This window comes from Roseospira goensis (assembly GCF_014197795.1).
Classification (GTDB): Bacteria; Pseudomonadota; Alphaproteobacteria; order Rhodospirillales; family Rhodospirillaceae; genus Rhodospira; species Rhodospira goensis.
Genome location: NZ_JACIGI010000015.1, coordinates 57,467 through 82,682, shown reverse-complemented (window position 1 = coordinate 82,682; position 25,216 = coordinate 57,467). Strand labels below are relative to the sequence as shown.

At 72.9% G+C, this 25,216-nt stretch carries 23 protein-coding genes; 9 read left to right on the top strand and 14 right to left on the bottom strand.

Annotated elements, in window-relative coordinates:
• Positions 1-137 precede the first annotated feature (137 nt).
• Both GGD88_RS10400 and GGD88_RS10395 read right to left on the bottom strand, forming a co-directional pair.
• Positions 138-503 carry a rod-binding protein gene (locus GGD88_RS10400; protein ID WP_246423696.1) on the bottom strand — a complete coding sequence of 122 codons (366 nt, stop codon included), beginning with the start codon at positions 501-503 and terminating at the stop codon, positions 138-140.
• Positions 504-519: 16 nt separating this feature from the next.
• Entirely contained in the window at positions 520-1,677 is a 1,158-nt protein-coding gene (locus GGD88_RS10395) for a flagellar basal body P-ring protein FlgI (protein ID WP_184435174.1), read from the bottom strand.
• 457 nt (positions 1,678-2,134) lie between these two features.
• On the opposite strand from GGD88_RS10395, the gene GGD88_RS10390 reads away from it, so the two are divergent.
• From GGD88_RS10390 to GGD88_RS10365, 6 genes are all read left to right on the top strand, one after another.
• The gene (locus GGD88_RS10390) at positions 2,135-2,605 is read left to right on the top strand and encodes a flagellar assembly protein FliX (RefSeq protein ID WP_184435172.1); all 471 of its coding nucleotides are present in this window, start codon (positions 2,135-2,137) and stop codon (positions 2,603-2,605) included.
• A 362-nt stretch (positions 2,606-2,967) separates the two neighbouring features.
• Positions 2,968-3,384, top strand: a complete 417-nt coding sequence (gene dksA / locus GGD88_RS10385; RefSeq protein ID WP_184435171.1) for an RNA polymerase-binding protein DksA — start codon at positions 2,968-2,970, stop codon at positions 3,382-3,384.
• A 341-nt stretch (positions 3,385-3,725) separates the two neighbouring features.
• Positions 3,726-4,226, top strand: coding sequence for a phage tail protein (locus GGD88_RS10380; RefSeq protein ID WP_184435169.1), 501 nt, complete (start codon positions 3,726-3,728; stop codon positions 4,224-4,226).
• A gap of 62 nt (positions 4,227-4,288) precedes the next feature.
• Positions 4,289-4,807 (top strand): phage tail protein, encoded by a 519-nt coding sequence (locus tag GGD88_RS10375; protein WP_184435166.1) that lies wholly within the window; start codon positions 4,289-4,291, stop codon positions 4,805-4,807.
• A 128-nt stretch (positions 4,808-4,935) separates the two neighbouring features.
• Complete coding sequence (locus GGD88_RS10370; protein ID WP_184435164.1) at positions 4,936-5,469, top strand: tail fiber protein; 534 nt, start codon at positions 4,936-4,938, stop codon at positions 5,467-5,469.
• A gap of 85 nt (positions 5,470-5,554) precedes the next feature.
• Positions 5,555-6,193: a GNAT family N-acetyltransferase gene (locus GGD88_RS10365; RefSeq protein WP_184435161.1), complete on the top strand. Its 639-nt coding sequence runs from the start codon at positions 5,555-5,557 to the stop codon at positions 6,191-6,193.
• Here GGD88_RS10365 and GGD88_RS10360 read toward each other — a convergent pair.
• The 8 genes from GGD88_RS10360 to GGD88_RS10325 all read right to left on the bottom strand — a co-directional run bounded on the left by GGD88_RS10360 (position 6,183) and on the right by GGD88_RS10325 (position 16,885).
• Complete coding sequence (locus tag GGD88_RS10360; protein WP_184435158.1) at positions 6,183-6,530, bottom strand: DUF6916 family protein; 348 nt, start codon at positions 6,528-6,530, stop codon at positions 6,183-6,185. The two genes, GGD88_RS10365 and GGD88_RS10360, sit on opposite strands and share 11 nt — an antisense overlap.
• Positions 6,531-6,872: 342 nt before the next feature.
• On the bottom strand, positions 6,873-7,439 hold the full coding sequence (locus tag GGD88_RS10355) for a hypothetical protein (protein ID WP_184435155.1): 567 nt from the start codon (positions 7,437-7,439) through the stop codon (positions 6,873-6,875).
• A gap of 283 nt (positions 7,440-7,722) precedes the next feature.
• A complete protein-coding gene (locus tag GGD88_RS10350; protein WP_184435152.1) occupies positions 7,723-8,691 on the bottom strand; it encodes a ParB/RepB/Spo0J family partition protein in 969 nt (322 codons plus the stop codon).
• A gap of 4 nt (positions 8,692-8,695) precedes the next feature.
• On the bottom strand, positions 8,696-9,466 hold the full coding sequence (locus tag GGD88_RS10345; RefSeq protein WP_184435220.1) for an AAA family ATPase: 771 nt from the start codon (positions 9,464-9,466) through the stop codon (positions 8,696-8,698).
• 76 nt (positions 9,467-9,542) lie between these two features.
• Positions 9,543-10,343, bottom strand: a complete 801-nt coding sequence (gene rsmG, locus GGD88_RS10340) for a 16S rRNA (guanine(527)-N(7))-methyltransferase RsmG (protein ID WP_184435149.1) — start codon at positions 10,341-10,343, stop codon at positions 9,543-9,545.
• Between the two features lie 891 nt (positions 10,344-11,234).
• The gene (mnmG, locus tag GGD88_RS10335) at positions 11,235-13,193 is read right to left on the bottom strand and encodes a tRNA uridine-5-carboxymethylaminomethyl(34) synthesis enzyme MnmG (RefSeq protein WP_184435146.1); all 1,959 of its coding nucleotides are present in this window, start codon (positions 13,191-13,193) and stop codon (positions 11,235-11,237) included.
• A 474-nt stretch (positions 13,194-13,667) separates the two neighbouring features.
• Positions 13,668-14,648 carry a quinone oxidoreductase family protein gene (locus GGD88_RS10330; protein WP_184435143.1) on the bottom strand — a complete coding sequence of 327 codons (981 nt, stop codon included), beginning with the start codon at positions 14,646-14,648 and terminating at the stop codon, positions 13,668-13,670.
• A 155-nt stretch (positions 14,649-14,803) separates the two neighbouring features.
• The gene (locus GGD88_RS10325; protein WP_184435140.1) at positions 14,804-16,885 is read right to left on the bottom strand and encodes a thioredoxin domain-containing protein; all 2,082 of its coding nucleotides are present in this window, start codon (positions 16,883-16,885) and stop codon (positions 14,804-14,806) included.
• A 154-nt stretch (positions 16,886-17,039) separates the two neighbouring features.
• On the opposite strand from GGD88_RS10325, the gene GGD88_RS10320 reads away from it, so the two are divergent.
• From GGD88_RS10320 to GGD88_RS10310, 3 genes are all read left to right on the top strand, one after another.
• On the top strand, positions 17,040-17,318 hold the full coding sequence (locus GGD88_RS10320; protein WP_184435137.1) for a DUF6489 family protein: 279 nt from the start codon (positions 17,040-17,042) through the stop codon (positions 17,316-17,318).
• Between the two features lie 1,536 nt (positions 17,319-18,854).
• The gene (gene mnmE / locus GGD88_RS10315) at positions 18,855-20,213 is read left to right on the top strand and encodes a tRNA uridine-5-carboxymethylaminomethyl(34) synthesis GTPase MnmE (RefSeq protein ID WP_184435134.1); all 1,359 of its coding nucleotides are present in this window, start codon (positions 18,855-18,857) and stop codon (positions 20,211-20,213) included.
• 253 nt (positions 20,214-20,466) lie between these two features.
• On the top strand, positions 20,467-20,931 hold the full coding sequence (locus GGD88_RS10310; RefSeq protein WP_184435131.1) for a hypothetical protein: 465 nt from the start codon (positions 20,467-20,469) through the stop codon (positions 20,929-20,931).
• Between the two features lie 65 nt (positions 20,932-20,996).
• Here the strand turns inward: GGD88_RS10310 and GGD88_RS10305 are convergent, their stop codons facing one another.
• The 4 genes from GGD88_RS10305 to GGD88_RS10290 form a co-directional block, all read right to left on the bottom strand.
• Positions 20,997-21,605 carry a hypothetical protein gene (locus tag GGD88_RS10305; protein WP_425502587.1) on the bottom strand — a complete coding sequence of 203 codons (609 nt, stop codon included), beginning with the start codon at positions 21,603-21,605 and terminating at the stop codon, positions 20,997-20,999.
• Positions 21,606-21,713: 108 nt separating this feature from the next.
• Positions 21,714-22,685 carry an Hsp33 family molecular chaperone HslO gene (gene hslO / locus GGD88_RS10300; protein ID WP_184435128.1) on the bottom strand — a complete coding sequence of 324 codons (972 nt, stop codon included), beginning with the start codon at positions 22,683-22,685 and terminating at the stop codon, positions 21,714-21,716.
• Between the two features lie 79 nt (positions 22,686-22,764).
• Positions 22,765-23,733 carry an ornithine carbamoyltransferase gene (gene argF / locus GGD88_RS10295; protein ID WP_184435125.1) on the bottom strand — a complete coding sequence of 323 codons (969 nt, stop codon included), beginning with the start codon at positions 23,731-23,733 and terminating at the stop codon, positions 22,765-22,767.
• A gap of 1 nt (position 23,734) precedes the next feature.
• Entirely contained in the window at positions 23,735-24,910 is a 1,176-nt protein-coding gene (locus GGD88_RS10290; protein WP_184435122.1) for an aspartate aminotransferase family protein, read from the bottom strand.
• Positions 24,911-25,216: the final 306 nt, after the last annotated feature.

Below are 25,216 nucleotides of genomic sequence, written 5' to 3'. Positions count from 1 at the left end.
GCGCGCCCGGCGCGGGCGGGGATCCGGCACCCGACCCGGTCGCGGCGCGGGGTGCGGCGGTCGCGGGACGCCCGAGGGCGGGCGGCGGGCCAAGGGATGGCTTGTCCTGGGACATGATCGGTCTCTCCCGGGCCGGCTCAGAGGGATCGGGTCTGCGGCGTGGCCTGGCCTTCCTGGGCCGCCAGCATGGTCTTCAGCACCGCATCGGCGATGCCGACGCCACCGCGCCGGGCCATCATCTTGCCGTACTCGTCCACCAGCAGCGAGCGCCACACCTGCTCGGCATGGCCGCCGCCGAAGGGCGGTTCGCTCGACAGGCCGGAGAACATCGGTTGCAGCATCTGGCTGAGGAAGAAGGCCTCGAACTCGCGGGCCGCGCCGCGCGCCTGCTCGACGGTGCGGAAACGCCGGCCGCTCTCGTCCCCGCCGGCGCCGAGCGCGGGCGCGGACCCGGTGGCCTGGCGGGCGGCCTGATCGAGCTGGGCGGTGAGCATGCTGTCCATGGCGTGCCTCCGGGCCTCACATCACCTGGATTTCGGCCTGCAACGCGCCGGCCGCCTTGATCGCCTGCAGGATCGAGATCATGTCGCGCGGTCCCACGCCGAGGGCGTTCAGGCCGTTGACCAGATCCTGCAACGTCACGCCGGGGTTGACCACCGTCAGTCGATTGTCCTCGCCCTCGTCGATCTCGATGTCGGTGCGCGGCACCACCACGGTGTCGCCGGTGGTCGAGAACGGCGCCGGCTGCGAGACCTGCGGTGTCTCGGTGACGCGGATGGTCAGGTTGCCCTGGGCGATGGCGACCGTGTCGATGCGCACGTTCTCGCCGATCACGATGGTGCCGGTCTGTTCGTCGATGACCACGCGGGCGAGCTGATCGGGCTCGACGCGGAGCTGTTCCACGTCGGTCATCAGCGCCACCACGCCGCCGGGATAGTCGCGCGGGACCCGCATCAGCACGGTGCCGGGGTCCAGTGGCCGGGCCAGGTCGGTGCCGAGGAACGTGTTGATGGCGTTGGCGATGCGCCGGCCGGTGGTGAGGTCGGGGTTGCGCAGGCTGATCTTGACCGATTCCATGCCCGCCAGCTCGAACGGCACCTCGTTCTCGACGATGGCGCCGGCGGGGATGCGGCCGTTGGTGGGCACACCCTTGGTGACCGTCTCGGCCTCGCCCTGGGCGACGAAGCCGCCCACCTGGAGCTGGCCCTGGGCGACGGCGTAGATTTCGCCGTCGGCGCCCATCAGCGGGGTGACCAGAAGGGTGCCGCCGAGCAGGTTGCTGGCGGTGCCGAGGGCGCTCAGGGTGACGTCGATCCGGCTGCCCTGGCGGGCGAACGGCGGCAGCGTGGCGGTGACCATGACGGCGGCCACATTGTCCGGTGACAGGTCGCCGTCGCGGGTGTTGACGCCCATGCGCTCCAGCATGCCGATCAGGCTTTCCCGGGTGTAGGGATCGTCGTCCATGTCGTCGCCGGTGCCGTTCAGGCCCACCACCAGGCCGTAGCCCACCAGCAGGTTGTCGCGCACGCCCTCGAAATCGGCGATGTCCTTGATCCGCGAGGCCGCCCAGGCGCCCGGGGCGGCCAGCAGCAGAACCGCGGCCAGCGTCAGCGCGGCGCCCAGCAGGGCGACCGGGGACGGCCATCGGCGGTGCGGGCGGTGCGGCTGTCGGGTCATGGCAGGAACCCCGGGATCGTCGAGCGAGGGCGGCGGACGGCGGCAGGCAGACCGCCTCGCCCGGGGCAATGCGAACGGTGTGCCAACCGGGGCGTCCCGCCGGCGCGGCCCAAGCCCTTGTCGCGACACGGCTCTGCGGTCCGGGGCCGGGCCGCGTCCGGACGCCGGTCGGCACGGTCGACCGGCCGGTGGGCAGGAACTGCCGGCCGCGGCACGGGCGCGCGGACCGCGCAGGGCCGCCGGGTGCGCACGGGCGGACGCGACGGACGAAGAGGGGGTTTGCATCGCCCCGAGACGGCGGTCTACCCTTGACAGACTCGCGACCGGGCCGACTTGGCGCGAGAGTTGCAAGTGGCAGATGGACTTGCACAAGCTGCGGGACGAGGCCGCACGCGGCGCTCGGCGGGGCGGGATCGCGCCGTCGGATCGCCATGCGGCCGCAACGGACGGGTGAACCATGACGATGAAGATCGAAGGGTCCGGGCGGCCCGTCGCCATGGGCCGGGGCCGGCGTGCCGACCGCCCGTCGGACAGGGCCGGACTGGAGTTTGAGCGCGCCCTGAAGGGGGTCCTGGGCGAGGACGCCGACGCCGTCGGCGCGGCCGGCGACACGGCCGCCGCCGGCGGGGCCGGCGCGTTGACCGGACTGCTGGCGGTGCAGGAGGCCGGGGCCGCCGACGACGCCACCAGCGGCCGGCAGCGGCGCGGGCGGCTGGTCCGGCACGGCGAGGAGATGCTGGACCGGCTGGAGGAGATCCGGCTCGGCCTGCTGCTGGGCGCGATTCCCAAGGATCGGCTCATGGATCTGGCCCGCATGGTGCGCGCCAAGCGCGAGCAGGGGCCGGACCGCCAGCTTGACGCCCTGCTCGACGAGATCGAGCTGCGGGCCGAGGTGGAACTGGCCAAGCTGGCCCGCGCCGAGACGTAGGGCGGTCCGAGCCGCGCCAGGCGTCGGACCCCAGCATCGGACCCCAACATCGGATCGGGGCATCGGATCGGGGCATCGGATCGGGGCATCGGATCAGCGCATCGCAGAACGGCACCGGGCCGCGCGCCCGCCGCGGCGGCGGCGCCGGGGCCGATGTCGGCCGGCCTGGCCCCGCCGGGGCCAGGGGGGGGCGCGCGGCCGGACCGGGCGCGATCGAGACGGTGCAACATTTCGCCCCCGGATTCACCGGAACGCTTGCGAGGGTGCAGCCGCCCGCCTATAGTCCGCCGCGTCACGGGGAGGACCGAACTCCCGCAGGGCCGGGGGGCGGGTGAAGCACAAAGAAGGGTTTGAGGCGGACCATGAGCGTCACGCTGCCGCCGGATTATCGGCCGAGTGAGCATGAAGAGTTCATGAATGAGATGCAGCGCGAGTACTTCCGCAACAAACTGCTGAAGTGGCGCGCTGAACTCATCAAGGAGGCCGAGGAGACCCTGGAACACCTGCAGGAGGGGGGTCTTCAGGAACCGGATCTGGCCGACCGCGCGTCGGCCGAGATGGACCGCGCCCTCGAACTGCGGACCCGTGATCGCGCCCGCAAGCTGATCTCCAAGATCGACGCCGCCCTGCAACGGGTCGAGGACGGCAGCTACGGGTACTGCGAGGAAACGCACGAGCCGATCAGCCTGCGCCGGCTGGAGGCCCGTCCGATCGCGACGCTCAGCCTGGAAGCCCAGGAGCGCCACGAGCGCATGGAGCGCACGCACCGCATGGAATAGGCGCCGCGCGCGTGCGCCTGCAAGCGGTCCCCGAAACCCGCAAACCCGCCGCATCGCGCGGCCCGCGCCGACTCCGGTTCGCTGCGGCAACGGACGGGCGTCCCGCGCACGGACGCACGGTCCGACGCGCCGCCGGGGTCCCAATCCGGACCGGAGTGTTCTCGGGGATATTCGCCTTCGAGTAGTCCCTATGCGCCGGTGATGCATCCCAGGACGAGAATATGGGCTGCATTTTAGCCTTGGCGTGTCTTTTCGGTTGCCGCGGGTCGTTTCGCCTCATACGCTTGCTCCCGATTGCACGCGCCAGCAGCGTGTTCGGTTTCGTCACGCCGGAGGCAAGCATGGCCGAGCCCTTTATCTCTGAGATCCGCGTTTTCGCTTTCAACTTCGCGCCAAAGGGCTGGGCCAAGTGCGATGGCCAGCTTATGGCGATTTCACAGAACCAGGCCCTGTACTCGCTGATTGGCACGATCTACGGCGGGGACGGCCGCACGACGTTCGCGTTGCCCGACCTGCGCGGCCGCGCGCCGACGCATCACAGCGAGACGCAGCCCGTGGGCGCCAAGGGCGGAACCGAGACCGTGACCCTGACGACGGCCGAGATGCCGGCGCATTCCCACGGCATGCGGGCCACCAATGACAGCGCCGAGACCGAGTCTCCCAGCGGTGCCCTGGTGGCGCAGACCGAGGCCGCCAGCTACGGCGCGGCCACCGCGATGGTGCCCCTGAACGGGACCATGGTGACGAACACCGGGGAGACCTGGGCGCACGAGAACATGCAGCCGAGCCTGGTCCTGAACGCCTGCATTTCGCTGTTCGGCGTCTTTCCGCCGCGTAACTGACGACCGCGCCACTGCCGACCGCGCCGACAGTTGCGCGCCGATCCGCCCAGGGAGATCACGCCATGGACCCCTTCATCGGTGAAATCCGCCCGTTCCCCTACACCTATGCCCCGCGCGGCTGGGCCGCCTGCGAGGGTCAGCTCATGGCCATCTCGTCGAACGACGCCCTGTTCTCGCTGATCGGCACGACCTACGGCGGCGACGGGCGCACCACCTTCGCCCTGCCCGACCTGCGCGGCCGGGCCGCCCTGCACATGGGCCATGGCCCGGGCCTGTCGCTACGCCTCGAGGGCCAGAGGTTCGGCACCGAGCGGGTCACCGTGACCACCGCGGAAATGCCCGCCCACAACCATGTGATCCACGGCAGCACGGACGGCGCCACGCAGACCGTGGCGACGGACCATGTTCTGGCCGCCTCGACGACCCCGCACTACGGCGTGCCGGACCAGACCCAGATGGTCACGATGGAAGCCAACATGCTGGTCGACGACGGCCAGGGGCAATCCCACGAGAACATGGCTCCCTTCCTGGTCATCCGCTACTGCATCGCCCTGGTCGGCATCTACCCGTCCCGGCATTGATGCCGCGGTTGCGGCCCGGTCATGCCGAAGCCCTCCCCCCGGTCCGCGCGTCCGACCCAGAGCGGGCATGAGAACGACGGACTCCGTCGCGGCCCCCGCGACCCCGGAGTCGAGCAAGGAGACGTGTCGTGAGCGAACCGTTCCTCGGAGAGATCCGCGCCTGGCCCCTGACCTGGACCGTCGAGGGCTGGGCGCCCTGCGACGGCCGCCTGCTTGCCATCGCCCAGTATACCGCCCTGTTCTCGCTGTTGGGCACGACGTTCGGCGGCGATGGGCGGACCACGTTCGGGCTGCCGAACCTGAGCGGTCGCATGCCCGTCGGCCAGGGCCGCGGTCCCGGCCTGACGCTGCGACGCGTGGGCGAGACCGGCGGCGTGTCGGACGTGACGCTCAGCCAGCCGGAGATCCCACCGCACACCCACAGCGTCCATGCCGTCGACAGCAACGCCGCAGAGACCGCGCCCGGCCCCGACGTCGTGCTGGCGAAGACGCCTGCAGGCCGGGCCACCAAGCCGCTGTACGACATCCCGGATTCCTACACCCTCATGAACGCCCAGTCGGTCTCCAACACGGGGGGCAACCAAGCCCACGAGAACCGGCAGCCCTACCTCATGCTGAACTATCAGATCGCCCTGCAGGGGATCTATCCGCCGCGCAGTTGAGGCGGACGAGCGCCACGTCCCGTCCCGGGTGCGGGGCGCTCCGCGCGCCCCGGTAGAGAAAACGGGGAGAGAGCGAGGGAGACCGATGCCGGACGATCGCCCCGCCTCGCCCGCTCCACCCGGGGCGACCGGCGCCGCGGACCGGCGCGCCGCGCTGGGCGCGGCCATTGCGCCGCTCGGCCTGGCGCCCCTGACCGCGGCCGGTATGGCCCGCATGCGGGCGATCTACGAGGCCGGCCGGGCAGAGGACCGCGCGGCCATGGCGCCCCTGCTGGCGGCCGGCCTGGCGGGGGGGCCGGCGGCGGATCCGACGGACGACCCGAACGCGGCGTGGGCGCGCTTCATCGACCAGCAGTTCACCGCCCAGCACCGGGCCTATACCGACAGCTATCCCGGCGCCCGCCTCGATTTCGTCACCCTGGCGGGCGCGCCGATCGGGCGGTTCTACGTCTGGGACGGTCCCGCCGAGCTGCGTCTCATGGACCTGATCCTGCTGCCGGCCGTGCGCGGCCGGGGATACGGGCGCCGGCTGGTCACGGCGCTCTGCGCCCAAGCGGACGCCGAGGCGCGCACCGTCAGCCTGCATGTGGAACACCGCAACCCGATCCGGGCACTGTACGACCGGCTGGGGTTCCAGCCGGTTGCGGACCGGGGGGTGTACCTTTACATGGAACGGCCCGCGCGGCCCGCCCCGACCGCCGGGGCCGGGCCAGTCAGTTCATGATAATCTCGTAATCCGCCGCCCCGCGCTCCCCCGGGACCGGCCCGACCGGCACCATGAACAGCGCAACCTGGCCCAGATCCGGGTGGCCGATCGTGTAGGTCGCCTGGGGCAGCACCGCGTCGGCGGCGCCCCGCAGGACCAGCCGGAAGCCGGTGCGGGGTGCCCCGGGCGGCGTCGCCTCGGGGCGTTCCTCGACCGCCACCAGCGTCAGGGTATGCGCGCCGTCGAGGCCGGGATGGGCGATAACCAGGCCCTCCCCCACCAGCGGGCGCAGCGCGGCGGCCGTCAACGCCCCTGGATCGCGGTGCGGCAGATCGGCGGTCCCGGCGTCGCTCATGGCGGGCGGATCCTCGTGTGACGGGGTGTGACGGGGGGTGGGGACTGTCCTTAGCGCCGATCGCTCGAAATCGGAACCACCGGGGTGGGGCCAATTTCGAGCGTGAATCGGCGCGATCAGTTGGTTTCAGAGCGGAACGCCCGAATTCGAACTCACCATCCGAGTCCGTATTCGAGCGTTCCGCTCCATGACGCGAGGGCCGCCACAGGGCGGCCCTCGTCTGATACCGGCCAGCCGGCGAAAGACGTCTGTGCAAATGACGTCTGTGCAAAAAGACGTCTGTGCAGTCGTCGGCTGGTCTGAGGCGTGCGCGGGGTGCGGGCCGGAACCGGGCCACCCTCATTACGCTGGGGTCGGGGTCGGGGTCGGCTCCGGCAGACGCTCGCAGAAGGCCTCCAGCCACGCCTGACTGCGCTCGGCCTGGGTGATCTCGTGCTCCAACCAATCATTGAACGGCCCGTCGCCGTCCCCGTGCGCCTGGCGCATGTCGAGCAGACGGTTCAACTCGGTCTCGCGCGAGTCCAGCAACAGTTCGGCCTGGGCGCGCTGGTCCTCGGGCGGCAGCAGGTGCAGGAAGCGGAACTTCAGCGCCATCACCAGCTTGGACAGGTCCGACGAGGCCCTGAGGTTGGCCGTCAGCAGGCGGCGCAACTCCACGTGACCGGCTTCGGTGATCTCCAGCCGGGCGGTGTCGTCGATCCGATCGCCGGCGGACGAGCTGATCAACCCCTCCACCTGGAGCAGTTCCATGGAGCTGCCCAGGAGGTCCAGCGACGGACCGGTGATGCGGGTGACGAAGTCGCGCACCTGGCGGGCGATGGTGGCGTAGGAGTCCGGCGCGTCGGCGATCAGGCCGAGGGCGCACAGACGGACGGTCTCGCGCGGTGTCAGGGTCTTGTCAGCGAACATGGCGGCACCTCGTGAGCATGAGCCCGGGCGATATCCCCGGGGGTTCGGGCTCCATTGCGTCCGTCTCCGGGGCGCGGTGACGCCGGAAGCCCCCTCTCCCTGAAGACCGTACGATCCGCCAACCCGTCCGGATCACCGGCCGCGACGATGCTGTGTCGCGCCGCGAACGGTTTCACGATACCATTGCCGGGGTGGAAATGCCACAGCCGCGCGTCGGCCGCAGCGGCGGCGGCGATGCGCTCGGACCGGGGGCGGACCGGGGGCGGACCGGGGGCGCGTGCCGTCAGTCGCTCTCCGGCGCGGAGGCCGACTCGGCGCCGGACAGCCGGGCCAGGATCTCGTCGAGCTGGGCCAGCGATTGCCAGGTCACCGTCACCGTGCCGGCGCCCTCGGCCTTGGCGTCGATCGAGACCGCCATGCCCAGCCGGGCGCTCAGGTCGCGTTCCAGCGCCAGGGTATCGGCATCCTTGTCCGCCTTGCCGGCGCTGCCCCGACGCGGGCGGGCCTGCGCCCGGCGCTTCTGGGCCTCGCGCACCAGGGTCTCCGTCTGGCGCACGTTCAGACCCTTGCGCACCACCTCCTCGGCGAACGCCGTCGGGTCGTCCAGCGCCAGCATGGCGCGGGCGTGGCCGGCCGACAGCGCCCCGTCGGAGACCATGTCGCGCACCCCGGCGGGAAGCTGGAGCAGGCGCAGGGTGTTGGCGACGTGGCTGCGGCTCTTGCCCACCACCTCGGCCAGGGCGTCCTGGCTGTGGTCGAATTCCTCGACCAGGCGGCGGTAGCCCTCGGCCTCCTCGATCGGGTTGAGGTCGCGGCGCTGGAGGTTCTCGACCAGCGCCACCTCCAGGGTTTCGCGGTCGGACAGGTCGCGGAGCAGGATCGGCACCTCGTGCAGCCCGGCCCGCTGGGCCGCGCGCCAGCGCCGCTCACCGGCAACGATCTCGAAATGGCCCGGATGCGCCGCGTCCGGGCGCGCCAGCAAGGGTTGCAGAACCCCGCGTGCGCGCAGGCTCTCCGCCAGTTCGTCGATGCCGTCTTCGTCGAACACCCGCCGCGGCTGGTACCGGCTCGGGGCCAGCCGGTCGATGGCCACCCGCCGCACGCCGCGGCGGCCCGCGCCGTCGTCGTCGGCGGCGGCGGCGCCCACCCTCTCGTCGGCGCCGGTCGCGGGCGCCGTATCCTCGCCCGCGCCCGCGTCGTCCTCGCCGAACAGGGCGGACAACCCGCGGCCCAGGGTCTGCCGTTTCGCCATCGGGTCAGGCCGCCAGGGTGCGGTGTTGGCGGATCAACTCCCCGGCCAGTTGAATGTAGGCCTTGGAGCCGGCGCAGCCGACATCGTACAGCAACACCGGCTTGCCGTGTGACGGGGCCTCGGAGACGCGCACGTTGCGGGGGATCACGGTGCGATAAACCTTGTCGCCGAAGTAGCTGCGGACGTCTTGGGCGACCATGTCGGACAGGTTGTTGCGCTTGTCGAACATCGTCAGGACGATGCCCTGGATCGCCAGGGCCGGGTTGAAGCGCCCGCGCACGCGCTCGATGGTGCGCATCAGGTGGCTGATGCCCTCCAGGGCGAAGAACTCGCACTGCAACGGGATCAGCACCGCGTGCGCCGCCACCAGGGCATTGATGGTCAGCAGCCCCAGGGCCGGCGGGCAGTCGATCAGGATGTAGTCCACCCCGGCGCCGGTGGCGGCGCCCAGGGCCTCGGTCAGGCGCTGTTCGCGCTGTTCGGTGGCCACCAGCTCGACCTCGGCGCCGGCCAGGTCGACGCCGGCCGGCACGATCGACAGCCCCGGGACCTGGGTCGGGATCGCCGCCTGCGACAACGGCAGGTCGCCGGACAGCAGGCGGTAGGTGTCCTGACGCCGCGCCTCGCGGGCGATGCCGAAGCCCGTGGAGGCGTTGCCCTGGGGGTCGAGGTCGATCACCAGGACGCGCACCTTGGTGGCGGCCAGGGCGGTGGCCAGGTTGATGGCGGTGGTGGTCTTGCCGACCCCGCCCTTCTGGTTGGCGATGGCGATGATGTGCGGGGCGCGCCCCGCGGGGCCGCCCGCACCACCGTCGGCATCGGCCGGAGCGCGCGCGGGCGCGGGACGGGCGTCAAGCTGGGGACGGGGCACGGCGGATCTCCCGGAGGATGAGGATCGGCCCGGCCGAGTCCGGGTCGGCGCCGCCGCGCACGGGCGCGGCGGCGGCGGCGGACGGACCGGGACCGGGATGCGAGTCGACCCGCATGATCCATCGTTCGCGGCAGGCGGTCAATTCGCTCTCCGCGCCGCGGCCTTTCGGCAGCAGCGCGACCCCGTCGGGCGTCAGGTGGCGGGTCACGAGCGGCAGCAGATCGGGCAACGGCGCCAGGGCGCGGGCGGTCACCACGTCGGCGGCGAGCGGGGGCACGGCCTCGATGCGGGCCGCGTGGACCGTCACCGGGGCGCCGGTCACCCGCGCGACCTCGCGCAGGAAGGCGGCCTTGCGCTGGTCCGATTCGACGAGGTGGACGTCAGGCGCCCCCAGAAGGGCCAGCACCAGCCCGGGGAAGCCGGCGCCCGACCCCAGGTCGACGACGCGCCGGGCTCCGGGTGGGATCAGCGGGACGAGGCGGGCCGAATCGAGCACGTGGCGCTCCCAGGCCTGCGGCAGGGTGGCCGGCCCCACCAGGTTGATGCGCCGGGTCCAGGTGGCGAGCAGCTCCAGGAGGGCGCGCAGGCGGGCGACGGTCTCGTCAGGGACGGCGGCGGGGACGGCGGCGGGGTCGCGGCCGAGGGCGGCGGCGAGGCCCGCGCGACAGTCCGCAGGCGGCGGCAGCCCGAGCGCCGGGGCCGCCGTGCGCCGGCCGTCGCGGTGGTCGGTGCTGCGATCGCGCGGGCCGCGACCGGGCGGACGGGAACGGACGGTGGACATGGGGTCGGGGATCCTTGACGGGGCTGGTCTCGGTGTCCGGGTCGGGTGATAGCACCAGCGCGGCGGCGAGCGCCAGCGCGACCCTCCCAAGGTCCGACCGGTTCGCCACATCGGTCCGGCCGGGTGGTGTGCCCTTGGGGCCTTGGTGTCTTGGTGGTTCCCTCCGCCCCGGTCGCGAGGATCGACCACCAAGGCAGGAAGGCGCCAAGGCGTTGGCCCGACCCCTATCGTCCTCCGTGCCCGCCGCACATGCGGCCCCCGGTCTTCCGACGCCGAGGCGGGCGCCAAGGCCACGGCCGGGGGCTGTGCCCTTGGTGCCTTGGTGTCTTGGTGGTTCCCTCCGCCCCGGTCGCGAGGATCGACCACCAAGACACAAAGGCCCCAAGGCGTCGGCCCGATCCCTATCGTCCTGTGTGCCGCCGCACATGCGGCATCTGGTCTTCCGACGCCGAGGCGGGCGCCAGGGCCACGGCCGGGGGCTGCGCCCTTGGGGCCTTGGAGTCTTGGTGGTTCGCTCCGCCCCGGTCGCGAAGATCGACCACCAAGGCACGAAGGCCCCAAGGCGTCGGCCCGACCCCTATCGTCCTCCGTGCCCGCCGCACATGCGGCCCCCGGTCTTCCGACGCTGAGGCGGGCGCCAGGGCCACGGCCGGGGGCTGCGCCCTTGGGGCCTTGGAGTCTTGGTGGTTTCCTCCGCCCCGGTCGCGAGGATCGACCACCAAGGCAGGAAGGCGCCAAGGCGTTGGCCCGACCCCTATCGTCCTCCGTGCCCGCCGCACATGCAGCCCCCGGTCTTCCGACGCCGAGGCGGGCGCCAGGGCCACGGCCGGGGGCTGCGCCCTTGGGGCCTTGGAGTCTTGGGGGTCTTGTCCCCGCCCCGCCCCGCCCCGCTTACGCCGAGCGGCGGCGGGCGTGGGCCAGGAGTGCGGTGACCGCCGCCGGGGTCATGCCGGGTAACCGGGCGGCCGCCCCCACCGTCGCCGGGCGGGACCGCTCCAGGAGCTGGCGCACCTCGCTCGACAGGCTGCCGATGGCCCCGTAGTCCAGATCCGCCGGCAGGGCCAGCGCCTCGTCGCGCCGATAGGCGGCGATGTCGCGCTCCATCCGGGCCAGGTAGCGGTCGTAGCGCGCGGCCACCTCCACCAGGGGTGCGATGTCCGACCCGATACCCGCCAGGTCGGGCCATAGGGCCGTCAGCCGCGCCAAAGTCACGTCCGGCTGGGCCAGCAGGTCGAAGGCGGTGCGGCGCTGGCCGTCCTGGTTCACCGCCCAGTCGGCGCGGGCCAGTGCGGCCGGGGTCATGGACAGGCCCCGGACCAGCGCCTCGGCCGCGGCCAGCCGGTCCCGCTTGTCGGCCCAGGCGGCGGCGCGAGCCGACCCCACCACGCCCAGGGCGAGGCCCCGCTCGGTCAGGCGCTGGTCGGCGTTGTCGGCGCGCAGGCGCAGGCGGTATTCGGCCCGGCTGGTGAACATGCGGTAGGGCTCGGTCACCCCCCGGGTCACCAGGTCGTCGATCATGACCCCGGTATAGGCCTCGGCCCGGTCCAGGGTCACCGGGTCGGGATCGGCGGCGGTGTCGGTCGTGGCGCCCCCCTGCCCCGCCCTTCGGGCCGCGTTGATCCCGGCCATCAGGCCGAGCGCGCCGGCCTCCTCGTAGCCGGTGGTGCCGTTGATCTGTCCGGCCAGGAACAGTCCCGCCACGGCCGCGAGCTCCAGCCCGGGCGTCAGGGCGCGCGGGTCGATGAAATCGTATTCGATGGCATAGCCGGGCTGCAGGATCGTCGCCCGCTCCAGGCCCGGGATGGTCTTCAGGAGGGCGGCCTGCACGTCCACCGGCAGGCTGGTGGAGATGCCGTTGGGATAGACGGTGGGATCGTCCAGGCCCTCCGGCTCCAGGAAGATCTGGTGGCGGTCGCGGTCGGCGAAGCGGACCACCTTGTCCTCGATGCTGGGGCAGTAGCGCGGCCCCACGCTGTCGATGCGCCCGCCGTAGAGCGCCGAGCGGCCCAGATTGGCCCGGATCAGGTCATGGGTCGCGGGCGTCGTGGTGGTGATGTGGCAGGGCACCTGCGGCGTCGCGATCCGGTCCGTCAGCGTAGAGAATGGCTCCGGCGGGTCGTCGCCCGGCTGCGCCTCCAGCACGGTCCAGGCGATGGTGCGGCCGTCCAGGCGCGGCGGCGTGCCGGTCTTCAGGCGGCCCAGGGGCAGGCCCAGGCGGGCCAGCGCGGCCGACAGGCCCACCGCCGCCGGGGCGCCGACGCGGCCGCCCGGTTCGGTGTCCTGGCCCCGGTGCATCAGGCCGCGCAGGAAGGTGCCGGTGGTCAGCACCACGGCGCCGGCTTTCAGGGCGGTGCCGTCGGCCAGCACGACGCCGGTCACCTGCGGGCGGCCGTCCGGGCCGGGCGCGGTGAGCAGGTCCTCCACGCTGGCCTCGACGACGGACAGGCCCGGCGTCTCCGCCAGCAGGGTCTGGATCGCGGCGGCATAGAGGCGCCGGTCGGCCTGGGCGCGTGGCCCCTGCACCGCCGGTCCCTTGGACCGGTTCAGGACGCGGAACTGGATGCCGGCGCGGTCGATAGCGCGGGCCATCAGGCCGTCGAGGGCGTCGATCTCGCGCGCCAGGTGGCCCTTGCCCAGGCCGCCGATGGCCGGGTTGCAGGACAGCGCGCCGATGGCGCGGCGGTCGTGGGTGACCAGCAGGGTGCGCGCGCCCATGCGCGCGGCGGCGGCGGCGGCCTCGGTGCCGGCATGGCCGCCGCCGACCACGATGACATCGGCAAACCGGCGCCCGGCGTCGCGCGGGGACAGGCGGCGCGTGGCCAGGGGATCGGGGGCGAAGGGGTCGGGCATGGGCGGATCACGGCGGGACAGGCGGGGTTGGGCGGAACATCGGCCCGCCCGACCGTGGCGTCAAGGCGGCCCAGAGCCGGACGCTGTTTCACGTGAAACGGCGGCCGGTGTTGACGGCAGAGAGAACCACCAAGGCTCCAAGGCACCAAGGCCACGCCACCCGGTCTCACCCTTGGTGCCGGCCTTGGCGTCGGAAGACTCGGGTGCCGCCAGCGCGGCCGCACGCGCGGTCATCGGGATCCCGCCGACGCCTTGGTGTCTTCGTGCCTTGGTGGTCAATCCTCGCAGCCGTGACAGCAAGACCCACCACGGCCGCGCCGCACGGTTTCACGTGAAACACCCGTTGGCCGGGCTCGCCCCCTGTTTCACGTGAAACGCCGGTCGCCCTGCCCCGCCCCGGGTTTCACGTGAAACGCGGGACCCCGGCCGCCCTGCCCCGCCCCAGGTTTCACATGAAACGCCTCGGGCCCGCCCCTACGGCAGCAGCACCGTCGAGCCGGTGGTCTTGCGCGCCTCCAGATCCCGGTGGGCCTGGGCGGCGTCCTTGAGCGCATAGGTCTGGTTGACCGCGATGGTCACCGCGCCGGAGCCGACCACGTCGAACAGATCGTCCGCCGCCGCGGTCAGCTCGCTGCGCGTGGCGACATAGTCCATCAGCTTGGGCCGGGTCAGGAACAGCGAGCCCTTGGCGTTCAGGGTCAGGGGCGCCACGTCGGGCACCGGCCCCGAGGCATTGCCGTAGGTCACCATCATGCCGCGCCGGGCCAGGCAGTCCAGCGAGCCGTCGAACACGTCCTTGCCGACCCCGTCGTAGACCACCGGCACCCCGGCGCCGCCGGTGACCTCCTTGACCCGGGCGACGAAGTCCTCGTCACGATACAGGATGGTGTGGTCGCAGCCGTGGGCCTTCGCCAGCGCTGCCTTCTCCGGCGAGCCCACGGTGCCGATCACCGTGGCCCCGATGTGCTTCAGCCACTGGCAGGCGATCAGCCCCACCCCGCCGGCAGCGGCATGGAACAGCACCGTCATGCCCGGCTGCACCGGGAACAGGCGGCGGATCAGGTACTGCGCCGTCAGGCCCTGCAGCATCATGGCGGCGGCGCTCCGGTCGTCGATGGTGTCGGGCAGCCGCACCAGCGTCGCCGCCGGCATCACCCGGGCCTCGCTGTAGGCGCCCAGGGGTCCGGTGCCGTAGGCCACGCGGTCGCCCACCGCGACCTCCGTCACGCCGTCGCCGACCGCCTCGACGACACCGGCGCCCTCCAGGCCGATCCCCGACGGCAGCGTCACCGGATACAGGCCGCTGCGGTGGTAGGTGTCGATGTAGTTCAGCCCCACCGCCGCGTGGCGCACAAGCGCCTCGCCGGGGCCGGGGTCGGGCAGCGCGACCTCCTCCCAGCGCAGCACCTCGGGGCCGCCGGTCTCATGGAAGCGGATGGCATGGACGGACGCCATGGGAAACCTCGTCTTGTTCTGGTGTTGGTGGTGTGGTGTTGGCGCGGGCGGCGCCGCGCCGCCCCGACGCCGGACGCCGCCCCGTCGCCGCTCCCGAGGGGGTCCCCTACCACGCGGTCCGCCGGGTGTCTCGGGTCCGTGGCGCCGGCGCGCTCTCACGCGGCGAGCTGGGCGGCGAGCGCGTCGGCGTCGGTGACCGGGGCCGAGCACACCGGACCCCGGCAGACATAGGCCGTGGGCCGGCCGTCCACCATCGTCTTGCCGTGGGCCGGATGGCCCGGGGGCAGGCTGGCCTCGGGCGCCAGGCGGGTGACGACGAGGCCCTCGGCCGGGCTCTCGGTCACCGCCCGGGCCAGCGCCCGGGTGTCGTCGGCCGCGGCCGGCCCCACCAGCACCACCTGGATCCCCGCCTCCAGCAGCTCCAGCGCCTCCAGCAGGGTGCCCGAGTGCGGGAAGATGCGCGTCAGCACCCCCAGGAACGCCCGCACGGTGCCCTCGGCCAGGGCACGGTAGCGGGCCTCGCCGGTGATCAGGTGCAGCCGCGCCAGCGCCACCGCCAGGGCGCCGTTGCCGGACGGGGTCGGGTTGTCCACCGCGGTCTTCGAGCGCACGATCAGGTCGTCGGCGTCATGGGCGGTGAGGAAGAACCCGCCGGCCCCGGCGTCGTGATACAGCGCCACGGCGGTGTCGACCCAGGCGCGCGCCTGGGCGAGGTAGGCGCCCTCCCCCGTCGCCTCATACAGCGCCAGCGCGGCAAGCGTCATGTGGGCGTAGTCGTCCAGCACCGCCGCCCGTTGCAGCCGCCCCCGGCACCAGGCATGGCCCAGGCGGACCCGGCCGTCGGCGTCGGTCCAGGTCATGGTGTCGACCACGGCGCGGAAGGCCGTGGCGGCCCGGTCGGTCCAGTCCGGCCGGTCGAACGCCTGCCCGGCCCGCACCAGGGCGGCGATCATCAAACCGGTCCAGTCCGCGAGAACCTTATCGTCGCGGGCCGGGCGCACCCGGGTCTCGCGCACCGCCAGCAGCCGCGCCCGCGCCGCCGCGAGGCGGGCCTCCAGCGCCTCGGCGGTGTCGCCCGACGCGGGCCGGGGCTGCGGCTGGGAGCGGTTGAGGATGACCTTGCCCTCCCAGTTGCCGGCCGGAGTGACGTCGTAGGCGCGCTTGACCAGGGCCAGCGTGTCCGGATCGTCGCCCAGCGCGGCGTCGATCTCGGCCTCGGACCAGACGTAGAACCGGCCCTCCTCGCCCTCGCTGTCGGCGTCCAGGGCGGCGGCGAAGGCGCCGGTCTCGGTGCCCATCTCGCGCTCCAACCAAGCCACCGTCTCCGCGACCCGGGTCTTGAACAGCGGCGTGCGGTCGGCGGTCCACAGTCGGGTCAGCAGGTCGATGTATTGGGCGTTGTCGTACAGCATCTTCTCGAAGTGCGGGGCCAGCCACTGAGCATCGGTGGAATAGCGCGCCAGGCCGCCGCCCACGTGGTCCCAGATGCCGCCCTGGCTCATGCGCTCCATCGTCAGCCGCACGGCGTCGCCCAGGGCGGCCTCGCCGGTGCGGCGATAGGCCCGCCACAGGAAGGCGAAGGCGTAGGCCATGGGGAACTTCGGCGCGCCCTGAAGGCCGCCGTGCACCGGATCCACGTGCCCCGCCAGCGACCGCGCCCAGCCATCCAGGTCGGCCAGGGTCGGCAGCGGCGCGTCCGCCGGCCCGGCGCCGGACCGGGTGTGGCTCTCCAGGCCCTCCTTCAGGCTGGCCGCGGCGCGGTCCACCTGGCCGTCGCCGGCGTGATAGATCTCTGCCACCCGGCGCAGCACCTGCGCAAAGCCGGGTCGGCCGTAGCGCGGTTCGGGCGGGAAGTAGGTGCCGCCGGTGAAGGGCGTGCCGTCCGGGGTCAGGAACATGGTCAGGGGCCAGCCGCCCTGCTCGCCCATCATCGACAGCGCCGCCATGTAGAGCGCGTCGACGTCCGGGCGTTCCTCGCGGTCGACCTTGATGCTGACGAACAGGTCGTTCATGACCGCGGCGATCTCCGGGTCCTCGAAGCTCTCGTGCGCCATGACATGGCACCAGTGGCAGGCGGCATAGCCGATCGACAGCAGCACCGGTTTGCGCTCGGCCCGGGCGGCGGCGAAGGCCTCCGGCCCCCAGGCCCACCAGTGCACCGGGTTGTCCTTGTGCTGGAGCAGGTAGGGGCTGGTCTCGGCGTCGAGACGGTTACGGGGATCCTGGTCAAGGGGCATGGCGGTCCGACTCCGCGGTTCGGGACAGGAATTGCGCGCGCGCCCGGGGTTGGACTCGGGGGCGCAATGCCTTAGGTTGGGTCCTTCGTTGGGGAGGACATTGGCATCCGGCCGGGCGCATGCAACCGCCGGCCCCCTCGGGGAGGCACCCGCGATGAAGCTGCATATCGACGTGGACTGCACGCCGGAGGAGGCCCGGACGTTCCTCGGCCTGCCGGACGTGCAGCCGATGCAGAGCGCGCTGATGGCCCAGCTCCAGGAGCGGCTGGAAGCGAACCTGGCCGCCACCGACCCCGAGGTGCTGATCCGGACCTGGCTGCCGCACCAGATCGGCAACCTGGAGCAGTTGCAGAAGTTCTTCTGGCAGCAGTTCGCCACCGCCGCCAGCCGTGCCGCGGGCGGGAGCGGCAGCAGCGGGGACCGGGAGTCGTGAGGCCGGGCGGCGCGCACCGATGACGAGGTGGTGGCCGATATCCGCGCACGCGAGCTTGAGGACGCCTACCCACCCGCCAGGCACCCCCCCGTCCCGATAGGCGGCGTCCCGATAGGCGGCGTCCCGATCGGCGTCGGCGGTCTCGGACCCGCGCGCCGACGCGGCGATGGGCGATGACCGGGACCAGCGGCGGCGGCGGTGTTTCACGTGAAACGGACGCGTATGGGGGCGTCCCGCGCTGCGCCCTTGGTGCCTTGGAGTCTTGGGGGTTCCCTCCGCCCCGGTCGCGAGGATCGACCACCAAGACACAAAGGCGCCAAGGCGTTGGCCCGATCCCTATCGTCCTGTGTGCCGCCGCACATGCGGCCCCCGGTCTTCCGACGCTGAGGCGGGCGCCAGGGCCACGGCCGGGGGCTGCGCCCTTGGTGCCTTGGAGCCTTGGGGGTTCCCTCCGCCCCGGTCGCGAGGATCGACCACCAAGGCACGAAGGCCCCAAGGCGTTGGCCCGATCCCTATCGTCCTGTGTGCCGCCGCACATGCGGCATCCGGTCTTCCGACGCTGAGGCGGGCGCCAGGGCCACGGCCGGGGGCTGCGCCCTTGGTGCCTTGGAGCCTTGGGGGTTCCCACCGCCCCGGTCGCGAGGATTGACCACCAAGGCACGAAGGCGCCAAGGCGTTGGCCCGATCCCTATCGTCCTGTGTGCCGCCGCACATGCGGCATCTGGTCTTCCGACGCCGAGGCGGGCGCCAGGGCCAAGGCGGGGGGCTGCGCCCTTGGTGCCTTGGAGCCTTGGGGGTTCCCTCCGCCCCGGTCGCGAGGATCGACCACCAAGGCACGAAGACACCAAGGCGTCGGCGAGATCCCGATGGTGGTCCGAACCACCACGGACGCAGCAACCGGTCTTCCGACGCCGAGGCCGGCGCCAGGGGTGAGGCCGGGGACGGTCCCCTTGGTGCCTTGGAGCCTTGGTGGTCTTCCTCCACCCCGGTCGCGAAAATGAACCACCAAGGCACGAAGGCGCCAAGGCGTCGGCCCGATCCCTATCGTCCTGTGTGCCGCCGCATATGCGGCATCCGGTCTTCCGACACCGAGGCGGGCGCCAGGGCCGAGGCCGGGGGCTGCGCCCTTGGTGCCTTGGAGCCTTGGTGGTTCCCTCTGCCCCGGTCGCGAAGATTGACCACCAAGACACGAAGGCCCCAAGGCGTCGGCCCGATCCCTATTGTCCTGTGTGCCGCCGCACATGCGGCATCCGGTCTTCCGACGTCGAGGCGGGCGCCAGGGCCACGGCCGGGGGCTGCGCCCTTGGTGCCTTGGAGTCTTGGTGGTTCCCTCCGCCCCGGTCGCGAAAATGAACCACCAAGGCACGAAGACACCAAGGCGTCGGCGGGATTCCGCGCGGGCGGCGCGTCACAGGACGGTCGCCCACGCAGGAGCGTGGGGGCAAGACCGCCGGAAAGGCGCAGCGTCGTGGCCGCGGCGACCGGGCTTCGGCAACCCGATTGCGGTCCGAGGCGGGCAGCGGCATCCTCCCCGCCATGACCCACCCCGACGCCCCGACCCTGTTCGCCCTGTCCACCGCCCCCGGCCGCGCCGGGGTGGCGGTGATCCGCGTCAGCGGACCGCGGGCGGGCGCCGCCCTGTGTGCGCTCGCCGACCGCCCTGCACCTCCCCCACCCCGCCGCGCCGTGCGCGCCCGCTTCCGCGACCCCGCCAGCGGGGAGATCCTGGACGACGGCCTGGCCCTGTTCTTCCCCGCCCCGCACAGCTTCACCGGCGAGGACGTGGCCGAGCTGCACGGCCACGGCGGCCGCGCGGTCACGCGGGCGATCCTCGACGCCCTGGCCGGCCTGCCCGGCCTGGTCCCGGCCGAGCCCGGCGCCTTCACCCGCCGCGCCTTCGAGGCCGGCAAGCTGGACCTGACCGCCGTCGAGGGCCTGGCCGACCTGATCGACGCCGAGACCGCCGCGCAACGTCGCCAGGCGTTGCGCCAGAGGGACGGCGCCCTGGCCCGCCTGACCGACGGCTGGCGCGACCGGCTGGTGCGTACCCTCGCCCACCTGGAAGCGACCATCGACTTCTCCGACGAGGACCTGCCCGAAGCCCTGCTGCCGGCGCTGCGGACCGACATGACTGCGCTGGCCGGAGAGATCGCCGCCCACCTGGCCGAACCGCCCCGGGGCGAACGGCTGCGCGACGGCGTGCACGTGGCGGTGCTCGGCCCGCCCAACGCCGGCAAGTCCAGCCTGGTCAACGCCCTGGCCCGGCGCGAGGCGGCCATCGTCTCGGCCCTCGCCGGCACGACGCGCGATATCGTGGAGGTTCACCTGGACCTGGGCGGCTATCCGGTGGTGCTGGCCGACACCGCCGGCCTGCGCGACACGGCCGACCTCATCGAACGCGAAGGCGTGCGCCGCGCCCACGCCCGCGCCGACGCGGCCGACCTGCGGCTGCTGTTGCTGGACGGCGCGGCGGCGGACCCGCTGGATCCGGCGGTCGTTGATCTGGCCGCGGATCCTGAGGTGATCGTGGTTCTGAACAAAATGGATGTGCGGGGCGGCGCACCGCCGGCGGTGCTGTCGGACGGCCGGGCGCCCCTGCCCCTGTCGCTGGCCACCGGGGCCGGGCTGGACGCGCTGCTGGCGACCCTGAGCACGCGGGTGCGGGCGCTGGCCGAGGCCGGGGTCGGCGCGCCGCCGCCGCTGACGCGGGCGCGCCACCGCCACGCCCTGGCCGAGACCCACGATGCTCTGGTCCGCGCCCTGGACGCCCCCCTGCCCGAACTGGTGGCGGAGGACCTGAGGTTGGCCGCGCGCGCCCTGGGGCGGCTGACCGGCCGGGTCGACGTCGAGGACCTGCTCGACGTCATCTTCCGCGACTTCTGCATCGGCAAGTAGGCGCGGCCCGGGCGAAGAGGCAGCACCAGTCGCCCTGGATGGCCATGCCCGCGTCTGAAGACGCAGGCGCGCAATGACGAAATACGGGCGAAGATCCCATTTTTTCTATCTAAAGGGTCTCTTCCCGTGCCGCGCGGCTTCCGTCACCCGGTTGCTCTGGCTCATGTGCAGACTCATCGCTCCCGGTGTCCGGTTCGGGTATCCTCCGAGTGTCTTCGTCCTCGACGTTCCGCAAACGGAAGGAGCCCGGCCGATGGGTGCACACACCGCGCAGACGAGGAGCCCCTTCACCGGCGCCGCCGGTGTGGCGGTCATTCTCGGGGGGGCCGCGCTGCTCCTGGTGCTGATCCAGTTCGCGGCCGGGCCGTTCGCGCCGCAGGACTCGCTCGGCACCACCATCGTCGACATCGCCAGCGACATCCGCGACGCCGCCGCGCGCAAGCTGGCCGGCGAGCCGAAGCCCGAGCCGCAGGCCCCGCCCTGGACCATCGACCGTATCATGGTCGTGGTGGCCCTGGTGGCCGGCGGCGCCGCCCTGGTGGTCGCGGCCGTGGGCCTGCTGCGTGGGGAGTCGCCGCGGGCGCTGGCGGTCGGGGCCGGGCTCGGGGCCGGGGCCATCGTCTTTCAGGTCGCGGTCTGGCTGGCGCTGCTGATCATCGGCGCCATGATCCTGGTGTCGATCCTCGACAATCTCGGCGACATCCTGCCCGGAGGGTAGACCCGGTAGGGAACCCACGGGGCGCGCCGGGGGACAGGACGGCGCGCCGATGCCCCGGCGCGCCGCTACGCCGCCGGACCGGTCACCAGGTAGTCGCCCAGGTGGGTGTCGATGCGCGCGGTCATGGTGCGGTCGAAGTCGGTGATCAGGGCCTCGACCAGGTCGAACCACATGCGGTCGCGGGCGTTGGCGGTGGCGCTCTCGGGCAGGGTCTGGCTGCGCCACACCTTGGCGGTGGCGGCGGCGAGCGCAATGCCGGTGAGGGCATCGACCATCTCGACCGTGCCTTCGAGCTGGGCGTGGTAGCTCTCCGCCTGCTCGTTCTTCAGCAGGCCGCTCAGGCCGCGTTCCACCGTCAGGCGCTTCTCGACCACGCTGGCGTCGTGCACGGTGAAGCGCACCACGGCGTCGCCGGTGCCGTTGGCCTGGAGGCGATCCTCCGCCCACTGGCCGGCGGCGCGGTCCGGGGCCAGCGGCATTTCGTGCTCGACGTGGGGCGGGCGACCCGGCCGGTTGTATTCAGACCTTACATCTACCCTAGCGGCGCGGAACAGGAACGGCGGCTTGTGCGAGAAGGCCAGGGTCGGGAACACCGGGCGGTCCGGCGGGTCGGTGCAGGCCGCCAGACCCCCGGTGCCGATCGCCGCGCCGGCCGCCGCCAGCACGCGCATCACCTGCCTGCGCGTCGCGCATCGCACCGAAGGACCGCCCGGGGGAAGCCTCGCCATGGGGTGCCGCCGTTCACCATCCGTCCCGGGTCGGGCCCGGGGTCGCGCTGTCGATCATGCCGGGCCGGGGGCGTCCGGGGCGTCCCGGTCGCTGGCCAGGGCGTCGAGGTCGTTATCGCTAAAGGTATAGTGTGCAGCGCAGAATTGGCAAGATGCGGTCACCAGGCCGTCGTCCTGCTTCATGTTCTCCAGCTCGGCGCGCGGGAAGCGGCCCAGCGCCGCCTCCACCTTTTCGCGCGAGCAGCGGCAGCCGAAGCGCAGCGGACGGGTCTCGCCGGGCACCAGGGCCTCGCCGTGGAACAGGCGGTGCACGATGCGCTCCGGCGTCAGGGCCGGGTCCAGCAGTTCGTCCGCCCCCAGGCTGTCCAGCAGCACGCCGGCGGTCTGCCAGGCGTCCTCGGCCGCCGGCCCCTCGCGGCCGCCGGCCTCCGGCGGCATGCGCTGCAACAGCACGCAGCCGCCGCGCCAGCCCTCGGCGGGGTCGCGGCGCGCCGCCGACAGCATCACCGTGGGCAACTGCTCGGACTGGCGGAAGTAGTGCTCGACGCTGTCGGCCAGGGTCGCGCCCACCAGTTCGGTGATGCCCTGATAGCGCTCGGTGCCGGGCCCCTGGTCGACGGTGAACGCCACGTGCCCGCGCCCCAGCAGGGCCGGCAGGCCGATCGCGGCCGCATCGCCGGCGTCGGCCTGCGGCCCCTGCCCGGCCAGCACGGCGTCCAGCCGGTCGCGGTCCAGCCGGGCCACCGCGCGCACGTCGCCGGTGCTGGTCACGTCGGCCATCAGGGTCGGAATCGGGCCGCCGCTGCTGGTCTGCAGGGTGAACACACCATCGTACTTGAGGCCGCCGGCCAGCGCGACGGCCAGCACCGTGGTCTCGGCGACCAGGGTGTTGACCACCGGGGGGTAGTCGTGGCGGCTCAGCAGGTCGTCGAGCGCGCTTCCCATCCGCACCAGGCGGCCGCGCACCAGACCGCCCGCCAGGTGGAACCCGTAAAGGGTGTCGTCCCAGGGCGTCTGTTCACTCATGACGGATCCATGTCCGGGGTCGGGGGGTGGGGTCGGGGGGCGGGGTCGGGTGGTCACCGGGGGCCGCCGGCCGCGGGCCTCAATCCCCCAGGCACCACGCCAGGATCCCCTTCTGGGCGTGCAGGCGGTTCTCGGCCTCGTCCCACACCACCGACTGCGGCCCGTCGATGACCGCGTCGGTCACCTCCTCGCCGCGATGCGCCGGCAGGCAGTGCATGAAGACGGCGTCGGGCGCGGCCCGGGCCATCAGGGCCTCGTTGACCTGATACGGCCGCAGCATGTTGTGGCGGTCGGCGGCGTCCTTGTCGCCCATCGACACCCAGGTGTCGGTGACCACGCAGTCGGCACCCGCCACCAGGGTTTCCGGATCGGTCCCCTCGACCACCCGCGCCCCCTGGGCCAGCGCCCAGTCGACCACGCTGCGGTCGACCCGCAGCGGGTCCGGGCAGGCCAGGCGCAGCTCGAACCCGAAGCGGGCGGCGGCCTTGACCCAGGACTGGGCCACGTTGTTGCCGTCGCCGGCCCAGGTCACCACGCGCCCGCGCAGGTCGGCGCCCTTGTGCGCGCGCAGGGTCAGCATGTCGGCCATGAGCTGGCAGGGGTGGGCGACGTCGGTCAGGCCGTTGATGACCGGCACGGAGGCGAAGCGGGCCATCTCCGCCAGCTTCTCCGGCGCGCTGGTGCGGATCATGATGGCGTCGACGTAGCGCGACAGCACGCGCGCGGTGTCGGCGACGGTCTCGCCGCGGCCCAACTGGCTCTTGTCGCCCTCCAGCACGATGACGTCGCCGCCGAGCTGGCGCATGGCGACCTCGAACGAGACCCGGGTGCGGGTCGAGTTCTTCTCGAAGATCAGCACCAGGGTCTTGCCGGCCAGCGGTCGGTCCCGGCCCACGGCGCGGGCCGCGCCCTGGTCCTTGAGGCGCTCGGCCAGGTCGAGGATGCCGGTCAGGGCGGCGCCGTCGACCTGGTCGAGGTCGAGGAAATGGCGGGGGGTGGCGCCGGACCGGGGGGCGGTCGGGCCGCTGGGGAAGCTCTGCTTGTTCATGTCACGTCGCCAGTGTTGCGCAGGCGGCCCGCAGCTTCTCGATCGCGGCGTCCACCTCGGCGGAATCGATGATGAGCGGCGGCAGCACGCGCGCCACGTTGTCGGCGGCCGGCACCAGCAGCAGACCCTGGTCGCGGCAGGCGGCGATCACGTCGCCGTTGGGAACCCTACAGATCAGGCCCCGCATCAGGCCCAGGCCGCGCGCCCCGGCCAGGACGGTGGGATAGTCCCGCACCACGGCGTCCAGGCGCTCCCCCAGGTCGGCGCCGATCCGGCGCACGCGCGCCAGGAAGTCCGGGGCCAGCACCTCGGCCAGCACCGCTTCGGCCACCGCCATCGCCAGCGGATTGCCGCCGAAGGTGGTGCCGTGGCTGCCGGCGGTGAAGGCGCGGGCGCACGCCTCGGTGGCCAGCAGCGCCCCGACCGGGAAGCCGCCGCCCAGGCCCTTGGCCGCGGTCAGGATGTCGGGGGTGATGCCGCTGTGCTCGTAGGCGAACAGGGTGCCGGTGCGGCCGACGCCGGTCTGGATCTCGTCCAGGATCAGCAGCAGGCCGAACTCGTCGCACAGCGCCCGCAGGCCGGCCAGGTAGTCCTCGGGCGCCGGGCGGATGCCGCCCTCGCCCTGCACTGGCTCGACCAGGACGGCGCAGGTCCGCTCGCCCACGGCCTGGCGGGCCTCGTTGAGGTTCCCGAAGGCCACCCGGTCGAAGCCGTCCAGCAGCGGGCCGAACCCGGTCATGTGTTTGGGATTGCCGCCGGCCGCCATCGAGGCGAAGGAGCGGCCGTGGAACGCCCCGCCGGCCACGACGAAGCGGTCCCGCTCCGGATGGCCGGCGTCGTGGGCCACCTTGCGCGCCATCTTGAGCGCGGCCTCGTTGGCCTCCAGCCCGGTGGAGCAGAAGAACACCGAGTCCGCGAAGCTGTGCGCCACCAGGGTCTCGGCCACCCGCTCCTGGCCCGGGATGCGGTACAGATTGGAGGTGTGCCACAGCTTGCCGGCCTGGGTCCGCAGCGCCTCGACCAGGCGGGGGTGGGCGTGGCCCAGGGCGGAGACCGCGATGCCGGCGCCGAAGTCCAGGAATCGTCGCCCGTCGGTCGTCGTCAGCCAGGCGCCTTCGCCGTGGTCGAAGGCAAGGTCCGCGCGGGCGTAGGTCTCCATAAGGGCCGGCATGGTCATGGGCGTGGTCCGCGTCTCGCGCCGGGGACGACAGGCCGGCGCGGAACGACAGATCGCCGCGACGCCCGCTCGGGCGCCCTTCAACAGTGGCCCCGCCCGGATGTCCCGGTCCCTCGATACCTCGCGCCGGGGACACCCCCGGGAGGAAAACCAACGGGCCGCGCGCTTGCCGGCGCACGGCCCAGGAAAGCGTGGATATTGCCGAGGCGGTCCGGTGTTGTCAACGCGGCCAAACAGGGCCGGGTGTGACGGTTCCGCGACACGACGGGTCCGAGAGGCCGGGCGCGGCTTGCGGCATGGGCGCGC

What these genes read in the sequence shown, in the direction of transcription:
- GGD88_RS10400 (WP_246423696.1), bottom strand. Translation starts at nt 503, where the DNA reads ATGGACAGCATGCTCACCGCCCAGCTCGATCAGGCCGCCCGCCAGGCC.
- GGD88_RS10290 (WP_184435122.1), bottom strand. Translation starts at nt 24,910, where the DNA reads ATGACCATGCCGGCCCTTATGGAGACCTACGCCCGCGCGGACCTTGCC.
- GGD88_RS10320 (WP_184435137.1), top strand. Translation starts at nt 17,040, where the DNA reads ATGAAGCTGCATATCGACGTGGACTGCACGCCGGAGGAGGCCCGGACG.
- GGD88_RS10390 (WP_184435172.1), top strand. Translation starts at nt 2,135, where the DNA reads ATGACGATGAAGATCGAAGGGTCCGGGCGGCCCGTCGCCATGGGCCGG.
- GGD88_RS10325 (WP_184435140.1), bottom strand. Translation starts at nt 16,885, where the DNA reads ATGCCCCTTGACCAGGATCCCCGTAACCGTCTCGACGCCGAGACCAGC.
- GGD88_RS10375 (WP_184435166.1), top strand. Translation starts at nt 4,289, where the DNA reads ATGGACCCCTTCATCGGTGAAATCCGCCCGTTCCCCTACACCTATGCC.
- dksA (WP_184435171.1), top strand. Translation starts at nt 2,968, where the DNA reads ATGAGCGTCACGCTGCCGCCGGATTATCGGCCGAGTGAGCATGAAGAG.
- GGD88_RS10360 (WP_184435158.1), bottom strand. Translation starts at nt 6,530, where the DNA reads ATGAGCGACGCCGGGACCGCCGATCTGCCGCACCGCGATCCAGGGGCG.
- GGD88_RS10365 (WP_184435161.1), top strand. Translation starts at nt 5,555, where the DNA reads ATGCCGGACGATCGCCCCGCCTCGCCCGCTCCACCCGGGGCGACCGGC.
- hslO (WP_184435128.1), bottom strand. Translation starts at nt 22,685, where the DNA reads ATGAGTGAACAGACGCCCTGGGACGACACCCTTTACGGGTTCCACCTG.
- argF (WP_184435125.1), bottom strand. Translation starts at nt 23,733, where the DNA reads ATGAACAAGCAGAGCTTCCCCAGCGGCCCGACCGCCCCCCGGTCCGGC.
- GGD88_RS10310 (WP_184435131.1), top strand. Translation starts at nt 20,467, where the DNA reads ATGGGTGCACACACCGCGCAGACGAGGAGCCCCTTCACCGGCGCCGCC.
- rsmG (WP_184435149.1), bottom strand. Translation starts at nt 10,343, where the DNA reads ATGTCCACCGTCCGTTCCCGTCCGCCCGGTCGCGGCCCGCGCGATCGC.
- GGD88_RS10355 (WP_184435155.1), bottom strand. Translation starts at nt 7,439, where the DNA reads ATGTTCGCTGACAAGACCCTGACACCGCGCGAGACCGTCCGTCTGTGC.
- mnmE (WP_184435134.1), top strand. Translation starts at nt 18,855, where the DNA reads ATGACCCACCCCGACGCCCCGACCCTGTTCGCCCTGTCCACCGCCCCC.
- GGD88_RS10330 (WP_184435143.1), bottom strand. Translation starts at nt 14,648, where the DNA reads ATGGCGTCCGTCCATGCCATCCGCTTCCATGAGACCGGCGGCCCCGAG.
- GGD88_RS10380 (WP_184435169.1), top strand. Translation starts at nt 3,726, where the DNA reads ATGGCCGAGCCCTTTATCTCTGAGATCCGCGTTTTCGCTTTCAACTTC.
- mnmG (WP_184435146.1), bottom strand. Translation starts at nt 13,193, where the DNA reads ATGCCCGACCCCTTCGCCCCCGATCCCCTGGCCACGCGCCGCCTGTCC.
- GGD88_RS10395 (WP_184435174.1), bottom strand. Translation starts at nt 1,677, where the DNA reads ATGACCCGACAGCCGCACCGCCCGCACCGCCGATGGCCGTCCCCGGTC.
- GGD88_RS10350 (WP_184435152.1), bottom strand. Translation starts at nt 8,691, where the DNA reads ATGGCGAAACGGCAGACCCTGGGCCGCGGGTTGTCCGCCCTGTTCGGC.